This is a genomic window from Levilactobacillus zymae DSM 19395 (genome assembly GCF_001434115.1).
GTDB classification, from domain to species: Bacteria; Bacillota; Bacilli; order Lactobacillales; family Lactobacillaceae; genus Levilactobacillus; species Levilactobacillus zymae.
The window spans coordinates 26,937-48,373 of the sequence record NZ_AZDW01000050.1 but is presented as its reverse complement, the minus strand read 5'-3'; the positions used below and the strand labels follow the sequence as shown (position 1 = coordinate 48,373).

The following is a 21,437-nucleotide window of genomic DNA, read 5'->3' as shown; positions in this document are numbered from 1 at the left end:
GGCTGACTGTGAAACTAACGCAGAATCACTCGCAATTGCTTGCGACGTGTCACTCAGACTAGCCTGGGCACTAGTGATTGCTGACGTTTCACTGTCGTTCGAGTTTGAAGTGGCACTGGCACTGACGGAAGCCACCGTCGAAGCGTCGGCCGAAGCGCTGGTTTGGGCGTTACTCAAACTCGTTTCGGCGCTGGTTTGAACGGATTGCAGGCTGGCATCAGATGCGGAAGCTTGGCTCTGGTCGGCCGAAACACTAGCGGACTGACTCGCCGCTTCACTAGCTGAGACTTCGGATTGCGAAGCCGCAGCACTTTGCGAAGCATCCAGTTGCGAGGCTTCCGAAGCAGAAGTGGCACTAGCTTCGGAGTTGGCAACGGAGATGCTGTTACTCTGTTCGGACCAAGTCGACAAGGCTTCGGATTCGGACAAGGATTGTTGACTTAAGCTGGTCAACGATGCAACCGTGCTAGCATCCGGTTCGGAGCCTTCGTCACTCAAGCTTTGCAGTGACTTGGAAACTTCGGCGGATTGACTCGCTTCAGACAGGCTGGTGTTGCTTACGCTCAAGTTGGATAAGCTACCCAAGGATTGCGAAGCCACCGACAAGACGCTTTCGTCGGCGCTGTTCCGTGCACTCAGACTGGCCGTTGATTCGGACAACGAAGCCTGAACACTGGCGTCGTCAACGGAGCGTTGACTCAGACTCGCATCGCTTTGGGAAATTTCAGTCGAAACCACGCTTAATGACTTATCAGCCGATTCACTTTGACGGTTAAACGTCGACGTGCTTGCGGACTGGCTGGCCGAAACGACGGCGGAAGCCTTAGCTGAAGCAGAGGCTGATTGACTCGCGACGCTCATGGAAGTGTCCGCCGATTCAGAAGCACTCTGACTGACAAAACTCATCGAGGCGTCGGCCGATTCACTCGCCGACAGCTGACTCAACGATTTCGTCGAAGCCGAGGCGCTGGCCGAAGCCACACTCATGCTGGCTTCCGACTGAGAAACCGTTGACGTCGAGGCTTCATCGGATGTGGACCGGTCACTCAGACTGGCACTAGCTTGAGAAGTTTCCGACGTTAAGCTGGCCATTGACTCGGATTGCTCGCTGAGGCTGACCAATGATTGTGACATTTGTGACGTTGACGCGTCGCTCAGACTAGCGGCCGATTGTGAAACTAATGCCGAATCACTGGCAATGGCTTGCGACGTCTCACTCAAGCTGGCTTGCGCACTGGTGATTTCAGAAAGTTCACTATCGTTCGAGTTCGAGGTGGCACTGGCACTAATGGAAGCCGCCGTCGAAGCGTCGGCCGACGCACTGGTTTGGGCGTTACTCAAACTGGTTTCGGCGCTGGTTTGAACGGATTGTAGGCTGGCGTCAGATGCGGAAGCCTGACTCTGGTCGGCCGAAACGCTAGCCGACTGGCTGGCCGCTTCACTGGCCGAAACTTCGGATTGGGAAGCCGCAGCACTCTGTGAAGCATCCGATTGTGAAGCTTCGGAAGCAGACGTAGCGCTAGCTTCGGAGTTCGCAACGGAAATACTGTTACTTTGTTCGGACCAAGTCGACAAGGCTTCAGATTCGGACAGCGATTGTTGACTCAGACTAGTCAGCGAGGCAACCGTGCTAGCATCCGGTTCGGATCCTTCGTTGCTCAGACTTTGCAACGACTTGGAAATTTCAGCGGATTGACTGGCTTCGGAAGCACTGGCGTTGCTTACACTCAGGTTGGATAAACTACCCAAGGATTGTGAAGCCACCGACATGACACTTTCGTTGGCACTAGTCCGGGCACTTAAGCTCGCTTCAGAAGCGGATTGTTCCGCAACCTGGCTGGCAACAGACGTTGACTGTTCACTCAAGCTAGCATCACTTGCAGAAGTCGTTGCCGAGGCCGTACTCAACGATTTGTCAGCTGATTCACTTTGGCTGTTAAACGTCGACGTGCTTGCGGACTGGCTGGCCGAAACAACTGCGGAAGCCTTAGCCGAGGCAGAGGCCGATTGACTCGCGACACTCATGGAAGTGTCCGCCGATTCAGAAGCACTCTGGCTGACAACACTCATCGAGGCGTCGGCCGAGTCACTGGCCGATTGTTGACTCAACGACTTCATCGAATCCGAGGCGCTGGCAGAAGCCGCACTCATGCTGGCTTCCGACTGAGACGTGATCGACGTCGAAACGCTACCGGAGGCTGCTTGGTCGCTGACACTGGCTTCGGAACCGGAAACTTCGGAAACCAGGCTCGTGGTGGACTTGGACAATTCACTGATGCTGGTTAATGATTGTGATAATTGCGACGTAGAGGCCTCGCTCAGACTGGCGGCACTTTGCGAAACTAATGCCGAATCACTGGCGATGGCCTGCGACGTGTCACTCAGACTAGCTTGGGCACTAGTGATTGCAGACATTTCACTGGCATCCGAGTTCGAAGTGGCGCTGGCACTAACGGAAGCTGCCGTCGAAGCGTCGGCCGAAGCGCTGGTTTGGGCATTGCTCAAACTCGTTTCGGCGCTGGTTTGAACGGATTGCAGGCTGGCATCGGAGGCCGAAGCTTGGCTCCGGTCGGCCGAAACGCTAGCCGACTGGCTGGCCGCTTCACTAGCCGAAACTTCGGATTGCGAAGCCGCGGCACTCTGCGAAGCATCCAGTTGCGAGGCTTCGGAAGCAGACGTAGCACTAGCTTCGGAGTTGGCGATGGAAATACTGTTACTTTGTTCGGACCAAGTCGATACGGCTTCAGATTCGGACAAGGATTGTTGACTCAAACTGGTCAACGATTCTTGCGTGCTGGCATCCGGTTCGGATCCTTCGTCACTCAAACTTTGTAGCGACTTAGAAACTTCTGCGGATTGACTGGCTTCGGAAGCACTGACATTGCTTACACTCAGGTTAGAGAGGCTCCCCAACGATTGTGAAGCCACCGACAAGACGCTTTCATCGGCGCTGTTCCGCGCACTCAAGCTAGCCGTTGATTCGGACAACGATGCTTGAACGCTGGCGTCGGCCGTAGAGCGTTGACTCAGACTAGCATCACTTTCGGAAATTTCAGTCGAAACTACGCTTAATGACTTGTCGGCTGATTCACTTTGACGATTAAACGTCGACGTGCTGGCGGACTGGCTAGCCGAAACGACGGCGGAAGCCTTAGCCGAGGCAGAAGCGCTCTGGCTGACAACACTCATTGAGGTGTCCGCGGATTCAGAGGCCGATTGACTTGCAACGCTCATTGATTCATCCGCCGAGGCAGAGGCACTCTGACTGACAACACTGGTTGAGGCATCGGCTGATTCACTCGCTGACAACTGACTCAACGACTTCATCGAATCAGAAGCGCTAGCCGAAGCTGCACTCATGCTGGCTTCCGACTGAGACGTGATTGACGTCGAAACACTACCGGAGTTTGCTTGGTCACTGACACTGGCTTCGGAACCAGAAATTTCAGAGACCATCTCAGAGGTGGACTTGGAAAGTTCACTGATACTGTTTAATGATTGTGATAATTGTGACGTGGAAGCCTCGCTCAGGCTGGCGGCACTCTGCGAAATGATTGCCGATTCACTGGCAACGACTTGCGACGTGTCACTCAGACTATTCTCGAGACTGGTAATCATCGAAATCTGCCGACTGTTCGAGTTCGACGTGAGCATGTTACTCAACGAGGCGACCTTCGAGGCATCCTTCGAGGTGCTGGCCTGCAGACTACTCAAACTAGTTTCGACGCTGGTTTGAACGGATTGCAGACTCGCATCAGATGCGGAAGCCGTACTCCGGTCGGCCGAAACGCTAGCCGACTGGCTGGCCGCGGCACTAGCCGAAACTTCGGATTGCGAAGCTGCGGCACTCTGCGAGGCGTCCAATTGTGAGGCCGTCGAAGCAGACGCTGCACTGGCTTCAGAGTTGGCGATAGAAATACTGTTACTTTGTTCGGACCAAGTCGATAAGGCTTCGGATTCGGACAAGGATTGTTGACTTAAGCTGGTCAACGACGCTTTCGTGCTGTCATCCGGTTCCGATCCTTCATCGCTCAAACTTTGTAGCGACTTGGAGATCTCAGCGGATTGACTCGCTTCGGAGGCACTGGTGTTGCTTACACTCAGGTTAGAGAGACTTCCTAACGATTGTGAAGCGACCGAGTAGACACTCTCGTCGGCACTGTTCCGGGCACTCAAGCTGGCCGTTGATTCGGATAACGAGGCTTGGATACTGCCATCGTCAACGGAGCGTTGACTCAGACTGGCGTCACTATCGGAGATTTCAGTCGAAACCACGCTTAATGATTGGTCGGCCGATTCGCTTTGACTGTTAAACGTCGAAACGCTGGCAGACTGACTCGCTGAAACGCTAGCCGAAGCGACAGCGGAAACCTTAGCCGATTGGCTGGCCACTTGACTCTCCAGAATCGAAGTCGATTGGCTGGCCGACGTCTTGGCAGAATCACTCGCCGAGGCGGTGGCACTATCCGAAGCACTGGCCAAGGAATCGACCATCTGACTCAACGAATTCGAGGCACTCGCGATACTGTTTTCGGCGGAGATGATTGCCGATTCAGACGCGCTGTCGGAGACCAACCGATCACTGATGCTGGCTTCCGAATTTGCTGCCTCAGACTGCTCGATCGACGTCGAGACGGAGGCCGCACTGACACTGGCATCGGAGATAGAGATGTCCTGTGATTGACTGGCCATGGAAGCTGAGATCGTCGACAAGGACGTCGCTAACGATTGACTCGCCAACGAATTGGAAGCACTAACGAGACTGTTTTCAGACATCGAAGCAGCCGAGGCCTCCGAATCAAAGGACGCTGAAGCTTCACTGACCGAAGTCAACGACTTGGAAAGTTCAGACTGGTCAACGGATTCAGACATCAGACTCTGACTAATCATCGAAGCCGAGATATCAGAGGCTTCACTCTCTTGAGACTGCGAAGCCAGACTCAGGCTGGTGTTCCGCGAAGTAACTGCCGAGACAATGGCCGAAGTCGAGGAAATGGCGTTACTTTGACTGGCATTAGAAGCAGATTCAGATTCAGAGTTAGCGATACTCTGCGACGCAATCGAAACGGATTGCGACAACGACACGCTAGTCGAAACTGACCGCGAATCCTCAACGGACAGCGACTTCTGAATAGATTCAGACGTTGCCACACTCTGGGACGCCGCGCTAGCAGCGGATTGTGACTGGGAAGCCGAAGCTGAAGCCTTAGCGGAATCCTGACTCTGACTCTGTTCGGAGTTCTGACTAGCCTGCGATTCGGACGCTTCGCTGAGACTCTTCAGTGAAGCCGAAATACTATCGTCAGAGGTCTGCGCTTCACTGACGCTGGCCAGGGATTCAGAAATTTCAGAATTCTGGCTGGCGACTGACCGTTGACTTTGTTCCGATAACGATGCCGCGGATTGAGACTGAACGGAGAGCTGACTCTGGTCCTCACTGTTCCGCTGACTCATGCTGGCTTCCGAAGCGGAGGCCGAGACTAAGGTACTGTCGTCGGATTTCGATTGTTCACTGGTACTGGTTGCACTAGCCGAGACGCTGGCACTGACTTCACTCAGTGAGTTCTCACTAGCTGAAACTTCCTGCGATAAGCTCAGTGACGCCTCACTAATTGAGGTGTCGCTTTCGCTGGCACTAGAAGCCGAGCCACTGAGTGATTGACTCTTAATGGTACTGGTCGAGGCCGCTTCCGATGCACTAGTTTCCGCACTGGTCGAGGCTTCCGACTGTGACGCGATGGCCGAGGTCGAAGCTTCCGGCGTGACCACGATGGCGTAGACCGTCTTAGTGACCGTTTGGTTACTGGTTGGGTCCGTCAAGGTCAAGGTAACCGGGTAATACCCTACCGTATTCCAATCAACGTTTAAGGTATTAGCAACGACCTTACCGGTCAGATCCGTCTTGCCGTCAGCCGACGTTGCACTATCCACAAACGAAATGACACGGACCGGATTGTCCGTATATGTTGTGATGTTGTGGGCATTAATGGTTGGTAAGTAGTTTGGATCGGTCGTTTGGGTAATATTGATAGTTCCCGTCATGGCCATCAAAGCAGCCACCGTTGGCGTTTCCAGTCCTGTGACCGCGGTCGGTTGGCCTTCCAGCAATTTCTCCGTGATAAAGTTGAGGAGCTTTTGGGCACCCTCGGTGGTTAAGTGGTAAGCGTATTGCCCGACCTTCGCGCCATCGTTGTCGACCGTTAAATCGCTCTTCGAAATCGTGTAGGCTTGGGCTCCTTCTGTTCCTTCAGCCCCAACTCCAGTGTTCCAAGAAGGATAGATGACCTGTGAATCTGGCAATTGCGAACTAGCATCTTGGGTGTTGTAAGACATCGTCGCATCAGCTAGAGGAATATCATTAAACCCGGCAATTTGTGTGTACTCAAAAGTTGCGACTAGCCCGGACGTATTTCCTTTCAGGGCCTTGTCAGGTGAATTCTCAATCGCAGTTTCAGCGGTGGTCTTGGCGGTTGCGGCATCGGCCGTCACATTATCCAACGTCAGTGGGTTAGCCGAACTGACACTCCAGCCACTGTCCGCCACTGGCGCCGTGATGGTCACCGACTTTCCGGATAAGGTATTCACGGTAGTTGTCTTATAGTTGGCCATCGACGTGTTGTTGTATTCCGTTTGATCGGCAGTTGGATCCATGGCGGTGGCGACTGCCACCGTCACCAAATTAAGGTTATACCCGTCCTTCAGAAGACGACCCGGATAGATATTACCCCAAACGTTACCCAAATTCCGGTTGGGGTAGTTAGCTTGGCTCACGTACGCGACCCCGGTGGCATCATCCGTTGCACTGTGGCCATTGTAGGAGCCAGCAGCCGTTACATCAGGGATCTGACCATTCGTGGATTCTTCATACTGTTGTTCAGCCAACGCCTTCCCGTCATTAAAGGCTCGCGTTGCCAGCGCCAGTTCTTCCGCGTATGCCTGATCAAAAGCCTCAGTCACGTACTGGTTCATGTAGGCCCCCATGGCCTTCTCTTGAGCCTCAGTTGCCATGTTATCCGGTGTGTTGGACTTGTAGAGAGTCGTATTTTTAGACCGCACGAAATCAGGCAACTGACCATAAGCGGATGACCCCAGAATGTTCGTCGCATAGGTCCGCGGTGATCGGCCACTAACGCTCGTTAAGACCGCGTTATCGACCGTTAACGTCCCGGCATCCTCGGGAGCGATGGTCTTCCCCGTCGTCGTGGACACCGCAGCGACAATGTTTGCTGGGTTAGTCCCGACCCCAGTCTCCGCGTTCCCCGTTGCCGTAGCGTGAACCAAGTTATCCGCGTACATCATCCCACGGTAGGAGGCATCGTTTATCCACAGAGCGTGCATGAGCTGGGTGTAGACCCCGACCGTCAACGGATCATGCTTGGTCGCTAAGTTGGCGTAAGCTGGGTTGTCGTAGGTGTACTTAGCCTGATTAGCGGCCAATTCATCATCCGTCATGTTCGGATAGAGACCGTAATCGGTCAAAGCGGCCTTGGCGGCCTTATATTCGACGTTATAGAGTTGTTCAATAACTTCTTGAGCACCGCTCCCGTTTCGGACATAATCCAGTGCCGAGTTATTGGCATCGAAGACGTGGGCAACCCCGGTTGAATTCTCATTGGTCTCCCCGGTCGCTGAATTTCGGTTCAGTACTTGGTTGGCTTCGTCCGTGGTGAGTTTGCCGTTCGTGACCAATTGGTTGATGATTTCAGTAATATTGGTCTTTTCGGTACCACCCAACGCGTCAACGTTGGCAATGGTCATTACGTTCCCAATAACCTTTTGCGTCCAGGCATACCCTGCGGCCTCGGCAATTTTAGACAAAGTTCCTGAAGCAGTCAGAATATTCCCAGGGTTGGTCTCCGAATAATTAGTCATTGAGGCATATGGCGACTCTGAAGCACCATCATAGATCTGACCATCATCCTGCAAAAAGCCCTTTAAGGCCGCAGCTTCCCCGATGGCCCAGCTGTTTTCAATCGCCGCTTTAGCGTTGTCAGCCAGCGCTTCGTAGATGTGTTGGAACAGACTGGTCCCCACTAAGGAGCTCATTCCAAATCCCGCCAACATCGATTGCGTCGCCGTGTTCAGTGCCACTGCCTGCGTTAGCTTCTGTGGCGTGTAATCACCGTCGTCCAAGGTCCCACCGATGGACCGAACATCGGACAACGCCTGCTTAGCAATCCCGTTAATCAAATTAGGTGCCACTAATTCGATGTACAGATTAAGAGCATTGGTCGCGCTGCTAATACTCGAGTTCGCAATATTACCGGTGATATTCGAAAAGCTTAGAACATCCGGAGCGTATTTTTCCCCCTTAACGGCCTGATTAACAATAGTGCCAAGCGCGTTACCCGTTGCTGAACCGGAACTACCAGCGGAGTCATCACCAGAGAGTGCGCTTGGATTATATGTTTGTGTGTCCAACAAACTGTTCGCCGTGGCTGGTTTTTTCGCCTGCGCCGCAACCCCATCTAGCCAGGTATAAATACCTTCCACGAAGTCCCGGGCGTAATCAGAGTATCCTTGGTTGTAGTCTTTCGTTTGTACCGTACTCGTAGATGTGTGACTAAATCCCAATAAATCTTTGGTTGTGGTAGCATATTGAAACGTTGCATTACCCGCATCCTTCGCTTGGTAAGCGTCGCTCGTCCAGGTTGGTGCCGCCTGGCCTGTGCTTGCCTGTAACGAACTATCCGTGTCATAGTCCGTGAACAAGTTAGACAGTTGTTCAACGTGGGCCCCAATCCCGCTCAGATATTTTGCGTAAGGGTTAAGAACGTTCCAAACATTAATATTGTTTGCCAAAGAGGCGGTCGTAATAGTAATGCTTGAAATCAAATTATTGATATCAGTGGTGGCGTCCGCAATCCCTTTATTGTAGGAATTTTCATCACCATACACTTTAGGCGTGGATAAAGTATTGACCAGGCTCAACGTTTCCTCTTCGGTCAACGAGAAGGCTTCCGCCATCATCGCAACCTTGTTCTGGTTAGCCTGCGTTAAAACCGTGTTAGCTAGTAACGTTGCTAAGTTGGCACTATTGGAGGCACTCGCCGTAGCCGATGCACTGGCCGACGCTTCCGTCGTCATCGATGTGCTGCCGGAAGTTTGGGTTGTGCTAGCGGTTGCATTCGAGGTTAAGTCATTGGTGCTAGTCTTCGCCGTACTGGTTGAAGCGGCGACGCTAGTTTCGTCTTTCGTGGAAGTCGTTGAGGTGGTGGTACTGGTGCTGGCCGCTGGCGTGGTGGACGTCTGGGCCGTACTGGTCGTTGACGTCTCGTTCGTGCTGACGCTAGCGGTGGCCGTCTTCTGATCTGTTGCGGTACTGGTGGAATTAGTCGTATCACTATTCGCCGCGGTGCTGGTCGTCGCACTCGCCGCGTCCGTAGTCGACGTCTGGGCCGTACTGGTCGTCGACGTCTCGTTTGTGCTGGTACTCGTATTAGCCGTCGTCGTGCTGGTTACCTGGCTAGAGACCTGAGACGTCGCCGGAATAGTCCCCGTGGTCTTGGTAGCGCTGACCTCTTCCGTATCAACCGTTTTGGCCGCACTCGCCTTGGTCGTATCTGCTTTGGCAGAGCTGGTAATGCTGCCCATACCTAAAAGACCTGCTAACGTGGAAATTCCCGCTACCAGCCATTTAGTCCCTGCCTTGTACATCTTAAAATGTTTTTTACTATTAGAACGAAAGAGCTCCGACGAACGTTTCGGATCCAGTCCTTTCATAAAATCACCCCATTACACGAAATCAATATCTAACACCAAATTCAAATTCACTTATCCCTTTATAATCTCCTTTATACTACCACAATTTTTTGATGTGGATAATTTTATTTAGACAAAGTTTACGTCATAAACTCTGTCAACTGGATAGTACCCAAATAGGCCATTAGCCTAGTGTTAGGTTACTTGTCTAACAAACCAGCGTATAGGCTAAAACGTTATTCCTACAAATCCTTCTGATTTCATCTTTTTCAATAGCGTAAATCACTTCTAAAACAGCGCTTTCAGTTGGTACTCTTGACATCTGGTTCGACCATTTAGGGTCATCCCCATTTTCACCATTAATTGTAGTTCAGTTGTTTTCATTTAAAACTATTATCGAAACAATTAGACCAATTTAAAGCCGCGACCGTTAATCAATTCAGTATCTTTTTTTAAAATTTTTTTGCCGTTCGTTCGCTAAAATAACAACCGTTAAATTTCAACTCGGCTAACCACATTTTTTCAACAGTTCCCGCAGCCAATTTCCGGACGGGAACTGCGACCGGGACGCCGTTTAACCAACCACTCCCTTTTGGCTAACGGGACCAACCTGCTCACGCCTATTAGCCCGAACGCAACAACGTCAGCGGACTCCAAACCGGCCAATCCTCACCCCTGGTTCGGTCAAGCCACGAACGCTCTCAACCGTTCGTCATTCACTTTATTTGGGATGGCTACCGTTCACTGGTTGACACACTATTCATTGCCTCCTACAATTAAAAGCAAAACTTACCGTAATTTTTTGCGGCCACACTGTCTTTAGGAGGCGTCACCCCATGGCCAAACACGCTCTGCTCTACACGGTCAGCCGTGTCGATGTGCTATTGACCTCAATTTCACTCGCATCCGTTTTGGATCATTATCAGAGTCCCGAACCGTTGGATGTGTTGGTCATTGGTGCTGATATTTTTAATTCCGATATTGAATTGATTCGTTCCCTGCCCCAGCGTTTCCACAAGCCGCAGGTCAACATCTTTTTCTTCACGCCCCCTGCCGAACTCGACCAGATCAAGAATTACCAGAGCGAGAAGTTCCCCATGGTCGTCAATTGGCGACTATACGCGCCGAACATGTTTCCCCAGTACGACCGGCTACTCTACCTCGATAACGATACCCTGGTTTACACCGACGTCCTGCCCATGTTCGACCTCTGTCCGGACGACAAGGTCTTAGCCGGTGTACCGGACTTCTTCTACTATAGTCAGCGCGCCTGGTTCATGCACATTGACGCCCCCGAGCTAAAGGATACGCAAAAGTACATCAACTCCGGGGTCATCTTATTCAACGTTCCCCGGTACAACCAGATGATTCGCCCGGAAGCCATCTCGAAGATGCTGAGCGAGACCCACTACAAGTACCCCGATCAGACGGTCATTAACCGGTTAGCCGTTAACGAAATGGCCTTCCTGGGGCTCAACTACAATTACCAAAAGGACGACTCTTGGTTGTTCTGGGCCAAGCGGCGCTACCCGGAGACCTTTGCCGACTTCGAACAGGCCCGGAAAAACATCAAGATTCGGCACTTCGTCGGCTACCTCCTGCGGTCGCGGCCGTGGCAACATCTTGCCAGCTACGATCAATTCGAACGGGATTTCTGGCACTACGAGATGCTGGTGCGCCAATACTACCTCGACCAGAGCCAGCGGTTGCACTACAACACCAAAAGTCGGTTGGACAACGCCTACCTAGATGAAGACGGCAACAAACTGCCCTAGTAACCACACAAAAACAGGAAGGAACTTCTCGCTGGAGAATTTCCTTCCTGTTTTTTGATGTCTGAGATGATTAACCTCCACTCCGCTCACGGACCCGTTCCAGCCCCGCCGGCGTCACCTTGAACAGTCCCGTGCGGACGTTTTGGTGATAGGTCTTGCGCAGCATCACGGTAAAGGTATGGTGGTACTCCGGAATGGCAATGTATTGGTAGCGTTGCACGTTTTGTTTGAATTGGGCCGGTGATTCCATAAAGTTTTCCTGCCCGACCCCTTTATTGGTGAAGTAATAGTAGTTCGCCAGGAAGCCGGCGTAGTAGCTGTCGACGTCCCCGGCGTGCGGATCGACCAACAAGATGCGGTCGTGGTTGAGCACCGTGCTGGGCCGCGAGACTTGGGCCAGCTGCAGCGGCAAGGTCCCGCGGTTCATTTCGTTGGTGAACTTGGTCCCGTTAATTTCCGAGTACATCATGATGATGGCAAAGAAGATCATCAAGAAACTTCCTAATTGGTAGGCGTTCTTGGTCACAATCGACCGAAAGGCCCGCAGATCCCGTTTCTCAAAGTTCTGCTCGTAAAAGGCGTAGTCGATACTGCGCACCAGGACCATCGCCCCGATAAACAACGCCAGGATCACGGTACTGCCCATGTACCGTTCGAACCCATCGAGCTGGATAGCTTCGGCGTACGGCATCGACAACACGTACATTCCGAACAGGCTCCCGTAGTACAGCACCACCATCACGTCGATGGCCAGGAGCGTCTTGAGCAGCGGATTGCGTTGGTGGGCCCGCCAGCGAATCAGCAACCAGCAGACCACTAGTAACACGTTGATCAGCACGATGCCCTCCGTGGACAACGACTGACCGCTAAAGATTTGGGCCACGAACTTGTGACCAATTTTTAAAACGGTGCCCCCGCCCTCGTGACTGAGTTGGTGACTGTAGGCCTGGGCACTGATTTCGTGTTTCGACTCGCTAAAGGTGTGCTTGACGTGCCAGGTCCACCAGAGAAACGGCAGGGCTGCGACCAGCAGCGTGCCCCCGAAGCGACCCAGGACGGTCAGCGTATTGCGGTACCAACTATGGCGCTGCTGGGTGATCAGCATCGCCAAGAAATAAATGGCCATCACGGCCACGAAGAAGGTTGCCGAATTTTTGACCAGTAACAGGCTGGCCGCGACCAACGCCACGTGGGCGCACTGCAGGTCCGGGCGCTGACGGTAGACGTAGATGCCGACCAGCCCAGCCACAGTCAGAATCGGGAGGACGTAATCGACCAGCAGGTTATTTAACCGGATATTGATGTTAAAAACGTAGGACACCGCAATGGTCAGGCAGAGTAGAAAGGACGTGAGGGCCCGCGTCCGGTCCCGTAAGACGGCAAAGACCGAATACGAGGCCGCCCAGATCAGCAGGAACTGCGCAATCAGCATCGCCCCTTCACTGAAGCCGACCCAGTGGACGAATTGGGTGATGAATAGCGCCGTGGCTGGCGGGTAGGAGGTAAACGAGATGATGGTGTCGTGGGCGCCCGGTAAACGGCCGGTAAACGTCAAGAATTTCACCATCACGGCCCAGTGCGAGAAGTTGTCGTAGTGCACCAAGGGACTGTGCCCCAGCACGTCGATCATGACCAGGCCCAAGCCGACCATCCACCCGTCGAACAGGTGCAGGCCTTCAAAGGGCACGGCCCCCCGCCCGAAACGGCCCAGAATCGCCCAGGTTACCAGCATGACCACGCCCAGGATGGTGACGGCCCAGATGCCGATCGTCAGCCAGTCCAGCATGGCAAAGCCGTACAACAGTAAAATCTGCGCTAAAAAGGCGGTCACCCACGACAGGTACGGACTGACCCCGAGGCGGCGAAAAGTTGCGTTATATCCTAAGACACCCAATCCATAAAAGATTAGTCCTAACCACGTCACGACGTTAATTGCCCCTTTTCCCAGTTCAATTTCCGGTGTCCCGCCGTTCTAGTGTTCGCGAATCAATCGCTGCGGCGTGACCCGGTAAAGTCCCGTGATCACGTGTTGGTGGTAAACCTTTTGGGTCAGCACCGTAAACGTCCGGTGAAATTCCGGAATCACCACGTAATCGTAGGCCTGCACGGTTTGCTTGAACACCGCGGGCGTGACCATGAAGTCCTCTTGACCCACGGCTTTATCCGTAAAATAGTAGTACCGCGCGGCGTATCCGGCGTAATAGTCGTTGACGTCCACGGCGTGCGGGTCGACCACCAAAACTTTTCGGTGATTGAGCCGCGTCCAGGGCTGCGAACACCGCCGCAACTGCAACGGTAGCGTGTTGTGTGCCATGCGGTTGGTGAAGTTGGTCCCCGTAATCTCCGAGTACATCATGGTGATGGCGAAAAAACCGGCCACCAGGGTACTCAGCTGGTACGCGTTCTTCGACATGATCGTCGCAAAGGACCGCGAATCCCGTTTTTCAAAGTTTTGTTCATAAAAAGCCGCGTCGAGTTCGCGGACCACGACCATCGCCCCGATGTAGAGGCCCAGAATCACCACGCTGCCCCGGTACCGCTCGAAGCCGTCCAATAAGATGGCTTCGGCGTAGGGCATCGACAAGCCGTACATCCCCAGCAGGCTGACGTCGTACAGGCCAAACATCAGGTCCACCCCAATCGCCGTTTTCAACAGGCCGTTGCGCCGGCCCTTGATGAGCCGCAACGCCAGCCACGTGCCAATCAACAATCCGTTGATCAGCAGGATGCCCTGGGTGGACAGAGATTGCGGATTTAGGAGTTGCTCCCCAAATTTCCGCGCGATTTTGAGCAGCCCGGTGGTGCCCTCCTCCGCTAATTGCTGGTGGTAGGCCTGCGCGCTGATTTCGTGCTTGGAGACCGGGAACGTGGTGTGCACGTGCCACTGCCAAATTAAAAACGGCAAGCTTCCCAGCGCCAACGTCCCGGCCGCTCGCAAGAGGTTACCGGGGACCGACCAGCCGGTGCGACCCGTTTTGAGTAACGTGACCAGAAAATAACCGGCGATGACCACCACGAAAAAGGTCGCCGAATTTTTCACCAACAATAAAGCCGCCACGAACACCGCCACGTGCCCGCACAACAGCCAGGGACGCGTCCGGTAGGCGAAGATACCGGCCAACGCGGCGACCGCCAGAATCGGTAAGACGTAGTCGACCAGCAGATTGTTCAGCCGAATCGCGATGTTGAAGACGAACGACCCGGCGATCGTCAGGCACAAAATCATCGCGGTCAGCGCCCGCGTCCGGTCCCGGAGCACCGCAAACACCGCGTAGGCCGCCGCCCAGATTAAGCCGAACTGGGCCACCAGCATGGACCCTTCGCTGAACCCGGTCCAGGTCACGAACTGGGTGATGAACAGTGCCGTGGCCGGGGGATACGAGGTAAACGAGATCAATTGGTCCCCCGCCCCCGGCAGGTGACCGGTAAAGGCCATGAATTTGACCATCACGGCCCAGTGCGAGAAGTTGTCGTAATGCACCAGCGGGCTGTGGCCCAGGACGTCGGCCATGGCCCAACCCAGCGCGACCATCCAAAAGTCAAAGAGGTGCAGGCCTTCAAACGGGAGACTGCCCCGGTGAAACAGGCCCAAAATCTGCCACAGGACCCATAACCCGATGCCGACTCCGGTGATCAGGTAGATGCCCAGGCGTAATTGCCCCAGCATGGCGAACCCGTACAGAATCAAGATCTGTAGCAGCATGGCCGTGATCCACCGCAAATAAGGGCTGACCCCCAGCCGCCGTAGCGACCCGGTGTAGCCCATTAGTCCTAGTAGATAACTTAACCCACCAATCCACGCTGTCATGGCTTGCTCCCCTTTAGGCGCGTTCAACGCACCCCTTAGATATTTATGCCGAGTTAAACCCGGTTGAAGCGGTGACTCAACCGCCGTTCGTACGCCTGCGTCCGGACGACTAAGTTCATGTACAACTCGTCGAACGGAGTAATCCAGGCGTCTTGGACCTGCGGCAAGGTCTCGTTAGCCCCGTCGTAGATCAATTGCAGATAATTGTCCCGGTTATGGTCCGGGGCCACGCTGACCTGCGCACTGTAGATGGGTTGTTTGCCCCGGTGCGCGACCCGCGCGATTTTGCCCGTCAGCGTGATCCAGATTCGCCGGCGTTTCAGCTGGATCTCTACTTCATCGCCCTGTTGGAGCGGCATGCTCCCGGTATCCGTAAAGGTAAAGGCGATCCCACCTTCGGACACGTCACTGGTCACCAGCGGGTGCCAATCCTGCCCGGAAGCGAGCTTGACCTTCCCCGGGACCTTCCGGGTGAAGCGTTCCTTCTTACGGTAGACGTGCCGGCCCATCGCGATGAACAGACACATGCTTAGATTGATAAAGTGCATCAAGAGCCAGAAGGTGATGACACTTCCGACCAAGATTTCGGACCCGTATTTGCCGTAATTAAACTTGATGATGGCCACCAACGTCACCAGCCATAACACCAGGTACGGAATGATGTATAGCTTGTCTTTCAACGAAAAGGTCACGTTTTTCGAGGTGACCTTGAACTTCTTGGCCTTAATGCCGATGGTTTCGAGGATCACGGGAATGAACAGGTACGGCGCGAAGAAGGTCTCTTGCACCTCGCCCCAGCGCTCGTTACGAATCATGCCTTCCCGGTCGCCGCGCCCCGAGGTGTCCCCCATCACATAATGCAACAGGAAGTAGCCCGGCGCCCAGATGATCATCAGAATCCAGAAGTTCGCGTTGACCACCTGGATCTTCCAGAGCGCGTACAGAATCGGCGCAATGATGTACACGATGCGCCGGAAAAACGCCCACCAGTAGAAGTAAGTGTTGATCAGGATCAACCGGTTCATCCAGGATAACTTAGGGTTCGTGAAGATGTGCAGGTTACGGCAACTCTGAATGACCCCACGGGCCCAGCGCGTCCGCTGCTTGATGACCCCCTTTAGGTCAATCGGGGTGATCCCGCTGGATTGGGGCACCTTGGTCGCCAGACTGATGTAGCCTTCCATGTTCAGTTCGGTCCCTAATTCGAAGTCCTCGGTGATGGTATCGGTGGGAAAGCCCCCGACCTTATCGACGGCTTCCCGCAAAAAGACCGCGTTAGACCCGGTGAACAGGGCGCGCTTGTTGCCCCCGTTCAAGACGTTGACGTCCCGCGAAAAGAAGTCCTGCTCGTTAGGGACGATTTTTTCGGAAAACAGGTTAAATTGGAAGATATCCGCGTTATAGAAACTCTGCGGCGTTTGCACGAAGCCCAGGGGTTCCGTGTGGTCCGGATCGTCCTTTAATTCTTGAAAGTTTTGTTGAAACAACGGCACCGTGTCGTTCAGGAAGCCGGAAAACGGGATCATATCGGTATCGAAAATCACGAATAATGGCGACTTAAGCTGTTCCAAGGCGTGGTTGATGTTCCCCGCCTTGGCCTGCTTGTTGCCCTCCATCCCGATGTAGCGGATGTGGTAGTAGGCCGCTAATGCCTGAACTTCCGGCCGGTTGCCATCGTCGGCCACCACCACGTGGACCTGGCGACGATTGGGATACTTGATGTAGGTCGCCGCGTTGATGGTCTTGCGGAGTAAGTCGACGTCTTCGTTATGCGTCACGATGATCAGGTCCACGTCCGGTAACGGCTGCTGCGGGTCGTAATCCGGAATCTGAAGGTCCTGCTTCTGCCGCGTCGCCAACATCCGAAAGAAGATCAGCATGAACCCGGTGAAGTTCGAGATGATTTCACTGATGACCAGCAACAGGGCGAAAATCAGGGTAAACAGGTGGGCGTGCCACGGAATCGTAAAGAAGACCCGCCACAACAGATAAATCACGGATAACACGACCGCTAAGATGTTTAATGCGCGGCGTTTATTCGACATGGGATCGCCTCTTAAAAATCAAATTATTTTGAATATAGTAACTGACCAGAAAGAGGCAGAAGTCCCCCGCCAGCTTGGCGACCGTGGGGGCCAACGCGCTCTGCCAGACAGTCCCCAAGACCAACGTCAACCCGTGCGTCAAATAACCCGAGGCCAACGTTTGGACGATCAGTAGCGCCACGTACTTAAGTAGGGTCTGCTCGCCGGCATTGTCGAACACCACGTGGCGGTTCACCAGGTAGTTAACAATCGATGACACCGCCCGGGCGAAGACCGTGGCCACCATGATGGCCCGCAACGATTGATTCTGATTCAATAGTAACATCAGGACGCTAAACAGGCCGATGTCGATGATAAACGACACCAGGCCGCTCGCGGCGAACTTGAAGAACCGCGCGTAAATCGCCAGTGAATCCCGGATCACCCGAAAATGCGACGACGCGTTACCGTCGAGGTAGATAGTGGGGATGGGTTGTTCACTGATGGTGACGTGGTGCTTCTTGGCTTCTAGTAGCATGTCGAATTCAAATTCGAACCGGTCGCCGGGAAAGTCGAGAGCCGTCCGCACGTAGTCTAACGGAATCACCCGCAGGCCCGTCTGGGTGTCGCTGATGGTTTGATGGGTTAATACCCGCACTAAATTATCCGTTAATACATTCCCGAAACGACTCCGCCACGGGATGTCACCGGTGAATTGGCGCGCCCCGATGATCAAGTCGTGCGGTCGCCCCGTGGCTAGCCGCAGGCATTTTTCCAGTGCGGCAACGGTGTGTTGCCCGTCGGCGTCCATGGTCGCAATCCCCGCGACCGGGGCCGTTTGGGCGTGGTCGAGATAGTACCGAAAGCCGGTCTTTAAGGCCGCACCCTTCCCCTGGTTATGGGTGTGGCGTAAGAGGTGTAACCGGTCGTCCGGTAGCTGTTGGAGTTGCGTAAAGATGGCCTGATGAGCGGCGTCACTCCCGTCGTCCACGACCACGATACTGGTAATGGCCTGTTGGCTTGCCAATAATTGCCGCAACAATGCGATGAGCTTTTCGTCCGGATCTAATGCCGGAATCAAGATTCCAAAGTTTTGCATGGCCCTCCCCTATCCTTGATGGCGTCTCACTAACCCGTCCACACGAGTTCAGCCTTAACGGTGGCCACCCGTTAATATAATTTAAGCATGTTTGATTATTCAATTATCATATTAACGCATCTCTGTAAATATGCTAACCATTTCGGGACACAATCGACATAATGGTTAATCAATTTTGTCGGGTTTAACGCTTTCAGTTGCGTCTGAATATTGGCCCCCTATGAACTAGTTTTTAAAGGTCCAGTTCTCTTCAATGCATGTGACTACATGCATTATTAAGCTGATTACCCCCTCGTTCGTCTAGCCGTTAGTCGAATGACGTGCAACACCATTTTGGATTCTGTAACGACTTTTGCATTTGCTAACTCGTGTCGCCTTTAAACCACTCGACTCACGAACTGTTTGATTAGACTATTTTTCTGTAGGCAACAAAAAAGACGTCCCCGCAAGGACGCCTCAGATTACTTTAAGTTTAACCTTTGAATGATTCTACGTGATCGGGTGGCGTGACTAGCTTTTCACCCACTGCCTGACCTAAGAGTTCCAGGGCCTTATCCCGCGTGGGGATGACGTCCATGTTAAAGATGATGGAATCAATATCCCCGCCGGCGTAGTCGAATTGTTCGAAGTAGACGTACGGATCGTGATCGTCGTCATCGTTTAAGAAGTGCTGCGTTACTGCATCCGCTAATGCGGTTGCCCAAGGCAACTCTACCATCTTTGGTAGATCGTGTTTCGTCACATACCCCGGTTTTAAGATCAGTGCAGCCGCTTTCTTAACATCCTCTGCGGGAATGTCAATTTTCGGTTCTTCTGCTTTGTCTTTCTTTGGTGTATCTGCCATAATCCAAAATCTCCTTTAACGTTTCTAAATTCAGTCTAGTCCTTTTTGCCGCAAACGTTAAGCAGTCTCTTCCATTATTGGGTAGATTAGCCGGTCAATAACTTATGCTTCGCACCATCCAGTCACTGGGGCACTTGCCTCGTCCCAATTGCGAATCGGTTAAGCGGTTTCACTGACTTAATGATGACCGATTTGGCCAATCCCTTGAATAATCACCGTGTTCGGTTGCGTTCGGGGCCCCAAGGGCGTAGAATTTGGAACAATCTGATATCTACAAAATGACGTGGAGACGCGTTATAATGGAAAGATAGAATAATTGAAATGAGGAATGATGTGTGGATAGTGGTCAGATAGTTGTGAATTTAGTGATTATTTTAGTTACTTTCTTCTTTGCAGCTTTCTTTGTGGCTTGTGAATTCGCTTTGGTCCAGACGCGCCCCAGTGCGCTACAGGAAAAAATCGACGAACGTGACAAGCCTTCGACTAAGTTAAACCGGGCCATGAAGATGGTCACGAACTTAAATGAATATTTATCAACGACTCAAGTGGGGGTTTCGCTCGCCGGGATCATCCTTGGGTGGATTGGGGAAACCTTCTTCGTCGACATTCTGTTGGCGGGAATCGCCCCCATGCACGTGACGGGACCGACTGCGCACACGATCAGTGCCATTATCGGGGTACTGTTGTTGACGTACTTAGAAGTGGTCTTCACCGAAATCGTGCCGAAGAACATTTCCATTGATATGCCAATGAAGGTCTTGATGCTGGTGGTCACGCCCCTGCATTACTGCCACGTCATCTTCTACCCGTTCGTCTGGTTGCTAAACACCAGTGCGACCGGCGTGGTCAAGTTGATGGGCTTAAAGGTCGCCAACGAAAGCGACGAGGTCTTCTCCCAAGCCGAAATTCTGAGCCTTTCCCGTAGTGCCGTGGAAGGTGGGGAACTGGAAAAGAACGACTTGGTTTACATGCAACGGGCCTTCGAGTTAAACGACAAGGTTGCTAAGGACATCATGATTGACCGGACGCAATTAACGGTCATCGACATCACCGCCACGGTGAAGGAAGCCCTGACCATGTACCTTCAGGAACGGTTCAGCCGCCTACCCGTCGTGGCCGATAACGATAAGGATAAAATCCTGGGCTATGTCTATAATTACGACTTGATTCGCCAGCAACAAGTGGATTCTTCCATTAAGATCGACAAGTTGCTGCGCGACATTACCACCACGCCCGAAACCACCCCAATCACGCAGGTGTTGCAACAAATGATCAAGCACCAGACGCCAATCGTGGTCGTGGTCGACGAATACGGGGGGACGTCCGGGATCATCACCGACAAAGACATTTACGAGGAACTCTTCGGAACGGTCCGCGATGAGATCGACGATGCCAACGACCAGTACATCTTTAAGCAACCGAATGGCACCTTCCAGGTCAACGGGAAGATGACCACCTACGACTTCGAGCGGTACTTCGCCGTGGACATCAAGGACTTTGAATCCACCGATACCGTCACGTTAGCCGGTTACATTATCGATAATTACCCCGACGTCAAGATCAACGACGTGATTCACCTAGAGAACTTCGACCTGAAGGTGTTGGATTACGAAAACTCCTTCATCAACTGGTTTGAAGTCACGGTCAATCCCGTTAAACCGAAACAAACGACCTTAGACGCCGACGACAATCACTAAACCATTAAAATAGCGACGACCAACCCCCAGTTGATCGTCGCTATTTTTGTGTTTTCGTTACCGCCAATTATCGACGATAACGGGCGACCGCTCGCCAGGGCCAGAATCGATGTCCCACTGACGCCATCCCCCGATCGGCGTCAGCTTGATTGCCCAGATTGAACGGTCTGTCTAAAATTCTCCCTAACTCTTTTAGCTGGTCGGGCGTCGGATCACACAAGGCGCCCTCCCACCTATCGATGACCATCGGCTGGACACCCAGTCGCTGAGCCAGATAAGCCTGGGTCATATTCCGTTGCTTACGAGTAACCCGCAGCTGTTGTCCTAAGTCCATGCTGTACTCCCCCTAACTCTTCACAGAGTATACCATGAACTATTACTTGTTGAACAGGCGGATTAAGAAGTTAATTAGACGACTTACTCATCCATCAGTTTAACGACCTATCCCCGTTACTAATTTAGCTAGGATTACCAGTAACATCGGTTTA

Annotated in this window: 8 protein-coding genes and 2 pseudogenes; 2 read left to right on the top strand and 8 right to left on the bottom strand. The window is 53.0% G+C overall.

Features of this window, described 5'->3' with window-relative positions; all coding sequences use genetic code 11:
* Nucleotides 1-9,594, bottom strand: a pseudogene (locus FD38_RS10575) (hypothetical protein); the annotation flags it as partial.
* Nucleotides 9,568-9,723, bottom strand: a pseudogene (locus FD38_RS13150) (KxYKxGKxW signal peptide domain-containing protein); the annotation flags it as partial. The pseudogenes FD38_RS13150 and FD38_RS10575, both read right to left, overlap by 27 nt.
* Before the next feature lie 815 nt (nucleotides 9,724-10,538).
* Between FD38_RS13150 and FD38_RS10570 the strand changes: the two are divergent.
* Nucleotides 10,539-11,477 (top strand): glycosyltransferase, encoded by a 939-nt coding sequence (locus FD38_RS10570; protein ID WP_057734019.1) that lies wholly within the window; start codon nucleotides 10,539-10,541, stop codon nucleotides 11,475-11,477.
* Nucleotides 11,478-11,547: 70 nt separating this feature from the next.
* Here FD38_RS10570 and FD38_RS10565 read toward each other — a convergent pair whose 3' ends face one another.
* From FD38_RS10565 to FD38_RS10545, 5 genes are all read right to left on the bottom strand, one after another.
* Nucleotides 11,548-13,401 (bottom strand): glycosyltransferase family protein, encoded by a 1,854-nt coding sequence (locus tag FD38_RS10565; protein ID WP_057734017.1) that lies wholly within the window; start codon nucleotides 13,399-13,401, stop codon nucleotides 11,548-11,550.
* A gap of 48 nt (nucleotides 13,402-13,449) precedes the next feature.
* Complete coding sequence (locus FD38_RS10560) at nucleotides 13,450-15,285, bottom strand: glycosyltransferase family protein (RefSeq protein ID WP_057734015.1); 1,836 nt, start codon at nucleotides 15,283-15,285, stop codon at nucleotides 13,450-13,452.
* A 53-nt stretch (nucleotides 15,286-15,338) separates the two neighbouring features.
* Nucleotides 15,339-17,330 (bottom strand): glycosyltransferase family 2 protein, encoded by a 1,992-nt coding sequence (locus tag FD38_RS10555; RefSeq protein ID WP_057734014.1) that lies wholly within the window; start codon nucleotides 17,328-17,330, stop codon nucleotides 15,339-15,341.
* Nucleotides 17,320-18,408, bottom strand: a complete 1,089-nt coding sequence (locus FD38_RS10550) for a bifunctional glycosyltransferase family 2/GtrA family protein (RefSeq protein ID WP_057734012.1) — start codon at nucleotides 18,406-18,408, stop codon at nucleotides 17,320-17,322. The genes FD38_RS10555 and FD38_RS10550 overlap by 11 nt, the downstream gene beginning before the upstream one ends.
* 472 nt (nucleotides 18,409-18,880) lie before the next feature.
* On the bottom strand, nucleotides 18,881-19,252 hold the full coding sequence (locus tag FD38_RS10545; protein WP_057734011.1) for a hypothetical protein: 372 nt from the start codon (nucleotides 19,250-19,252) through the stop codon (nucleotides 18,881-18,883).
* A 335-nt stretch (nucleotides 19,253-19,587) separates the two neighbouring features.
* Here FD38_RS10545 and FD38_RS10540 point away from each other — a divergent pair, with 335 nt between their 5' ends.
* Nucleotides 19,588-20,949 (top strand): hemolysin family protein, encoded by a 1,362-nt coding sequence (locus tag FD38_RS10540; protein ID WP_057734009.1) that lies wholly within the window; start codon nucleotides 19,588-19,590, stop codon nucleotides 20,947-20,949.
* 67 nt (nucleotides 20,950-21,016) lie between these two features.
* On the opposite strand, the gene FD38_RS10535 is transcribed toward FD38_RS10540, so the two are convergent.
* Entirely contained in the window at nucleotides 21,017-21,283 is a 267-nt protein-coding gene (locus FD38_RS10535; protein ID WP_057734007.1) for a helix-turn-helix domain-containing protein, read from the bottom strand.
* Nucleotides 21,284-21,437 lie beyond the last annotated feature (154 nt).

Excerpts from the sequence above, each read along its gene's own strand:
- FD38_RS10570 (WP_057734019.1), top strand. The coding sequence starts at position 10,539 with ATGGCCAAACACGCTCTGCTCTACACGGTCAGCCGTGTCGATGTGCTA.
- FD38_RS10550 (WP_057734012.1), bottom strand. The coding sequence starts at position 18,408 with ATGCAAAACTTTGGAATCTTGATTCCGGCATTAGATCCGGACGAAAAG.
- FD38_RS10535 (WP_057734007.1), bottom strand. The coding sequence starts at position 21,283 with ATGGACTTAGGACAACAGCTGCGGGTTACTCGTAAGCAACGGAATATG.
- FD38_RS10560 (WP_057734015.1), bottom strand. The coding sequence starts at position 15,285 with ATGACAGCGTGGATTGGTGGGTTAAGTTATCTACTAGGACTAATGGGC.
- FD38_RS10545 (WP_057734011.1), bottom strand. The coding sequence starts at position 19,252 with ATGGCAGATACACCAAAGAAAGACAAAGCAGAAGAACCGAAAATTGAC.
- FD38_RS10555 (WP_057734014.1), bottom strand. The coding sequence starts at position 17,330 with ATGTCGAATAAACGCCGCGCATTAAACATCTTAGCGGTCGTGTTATCC.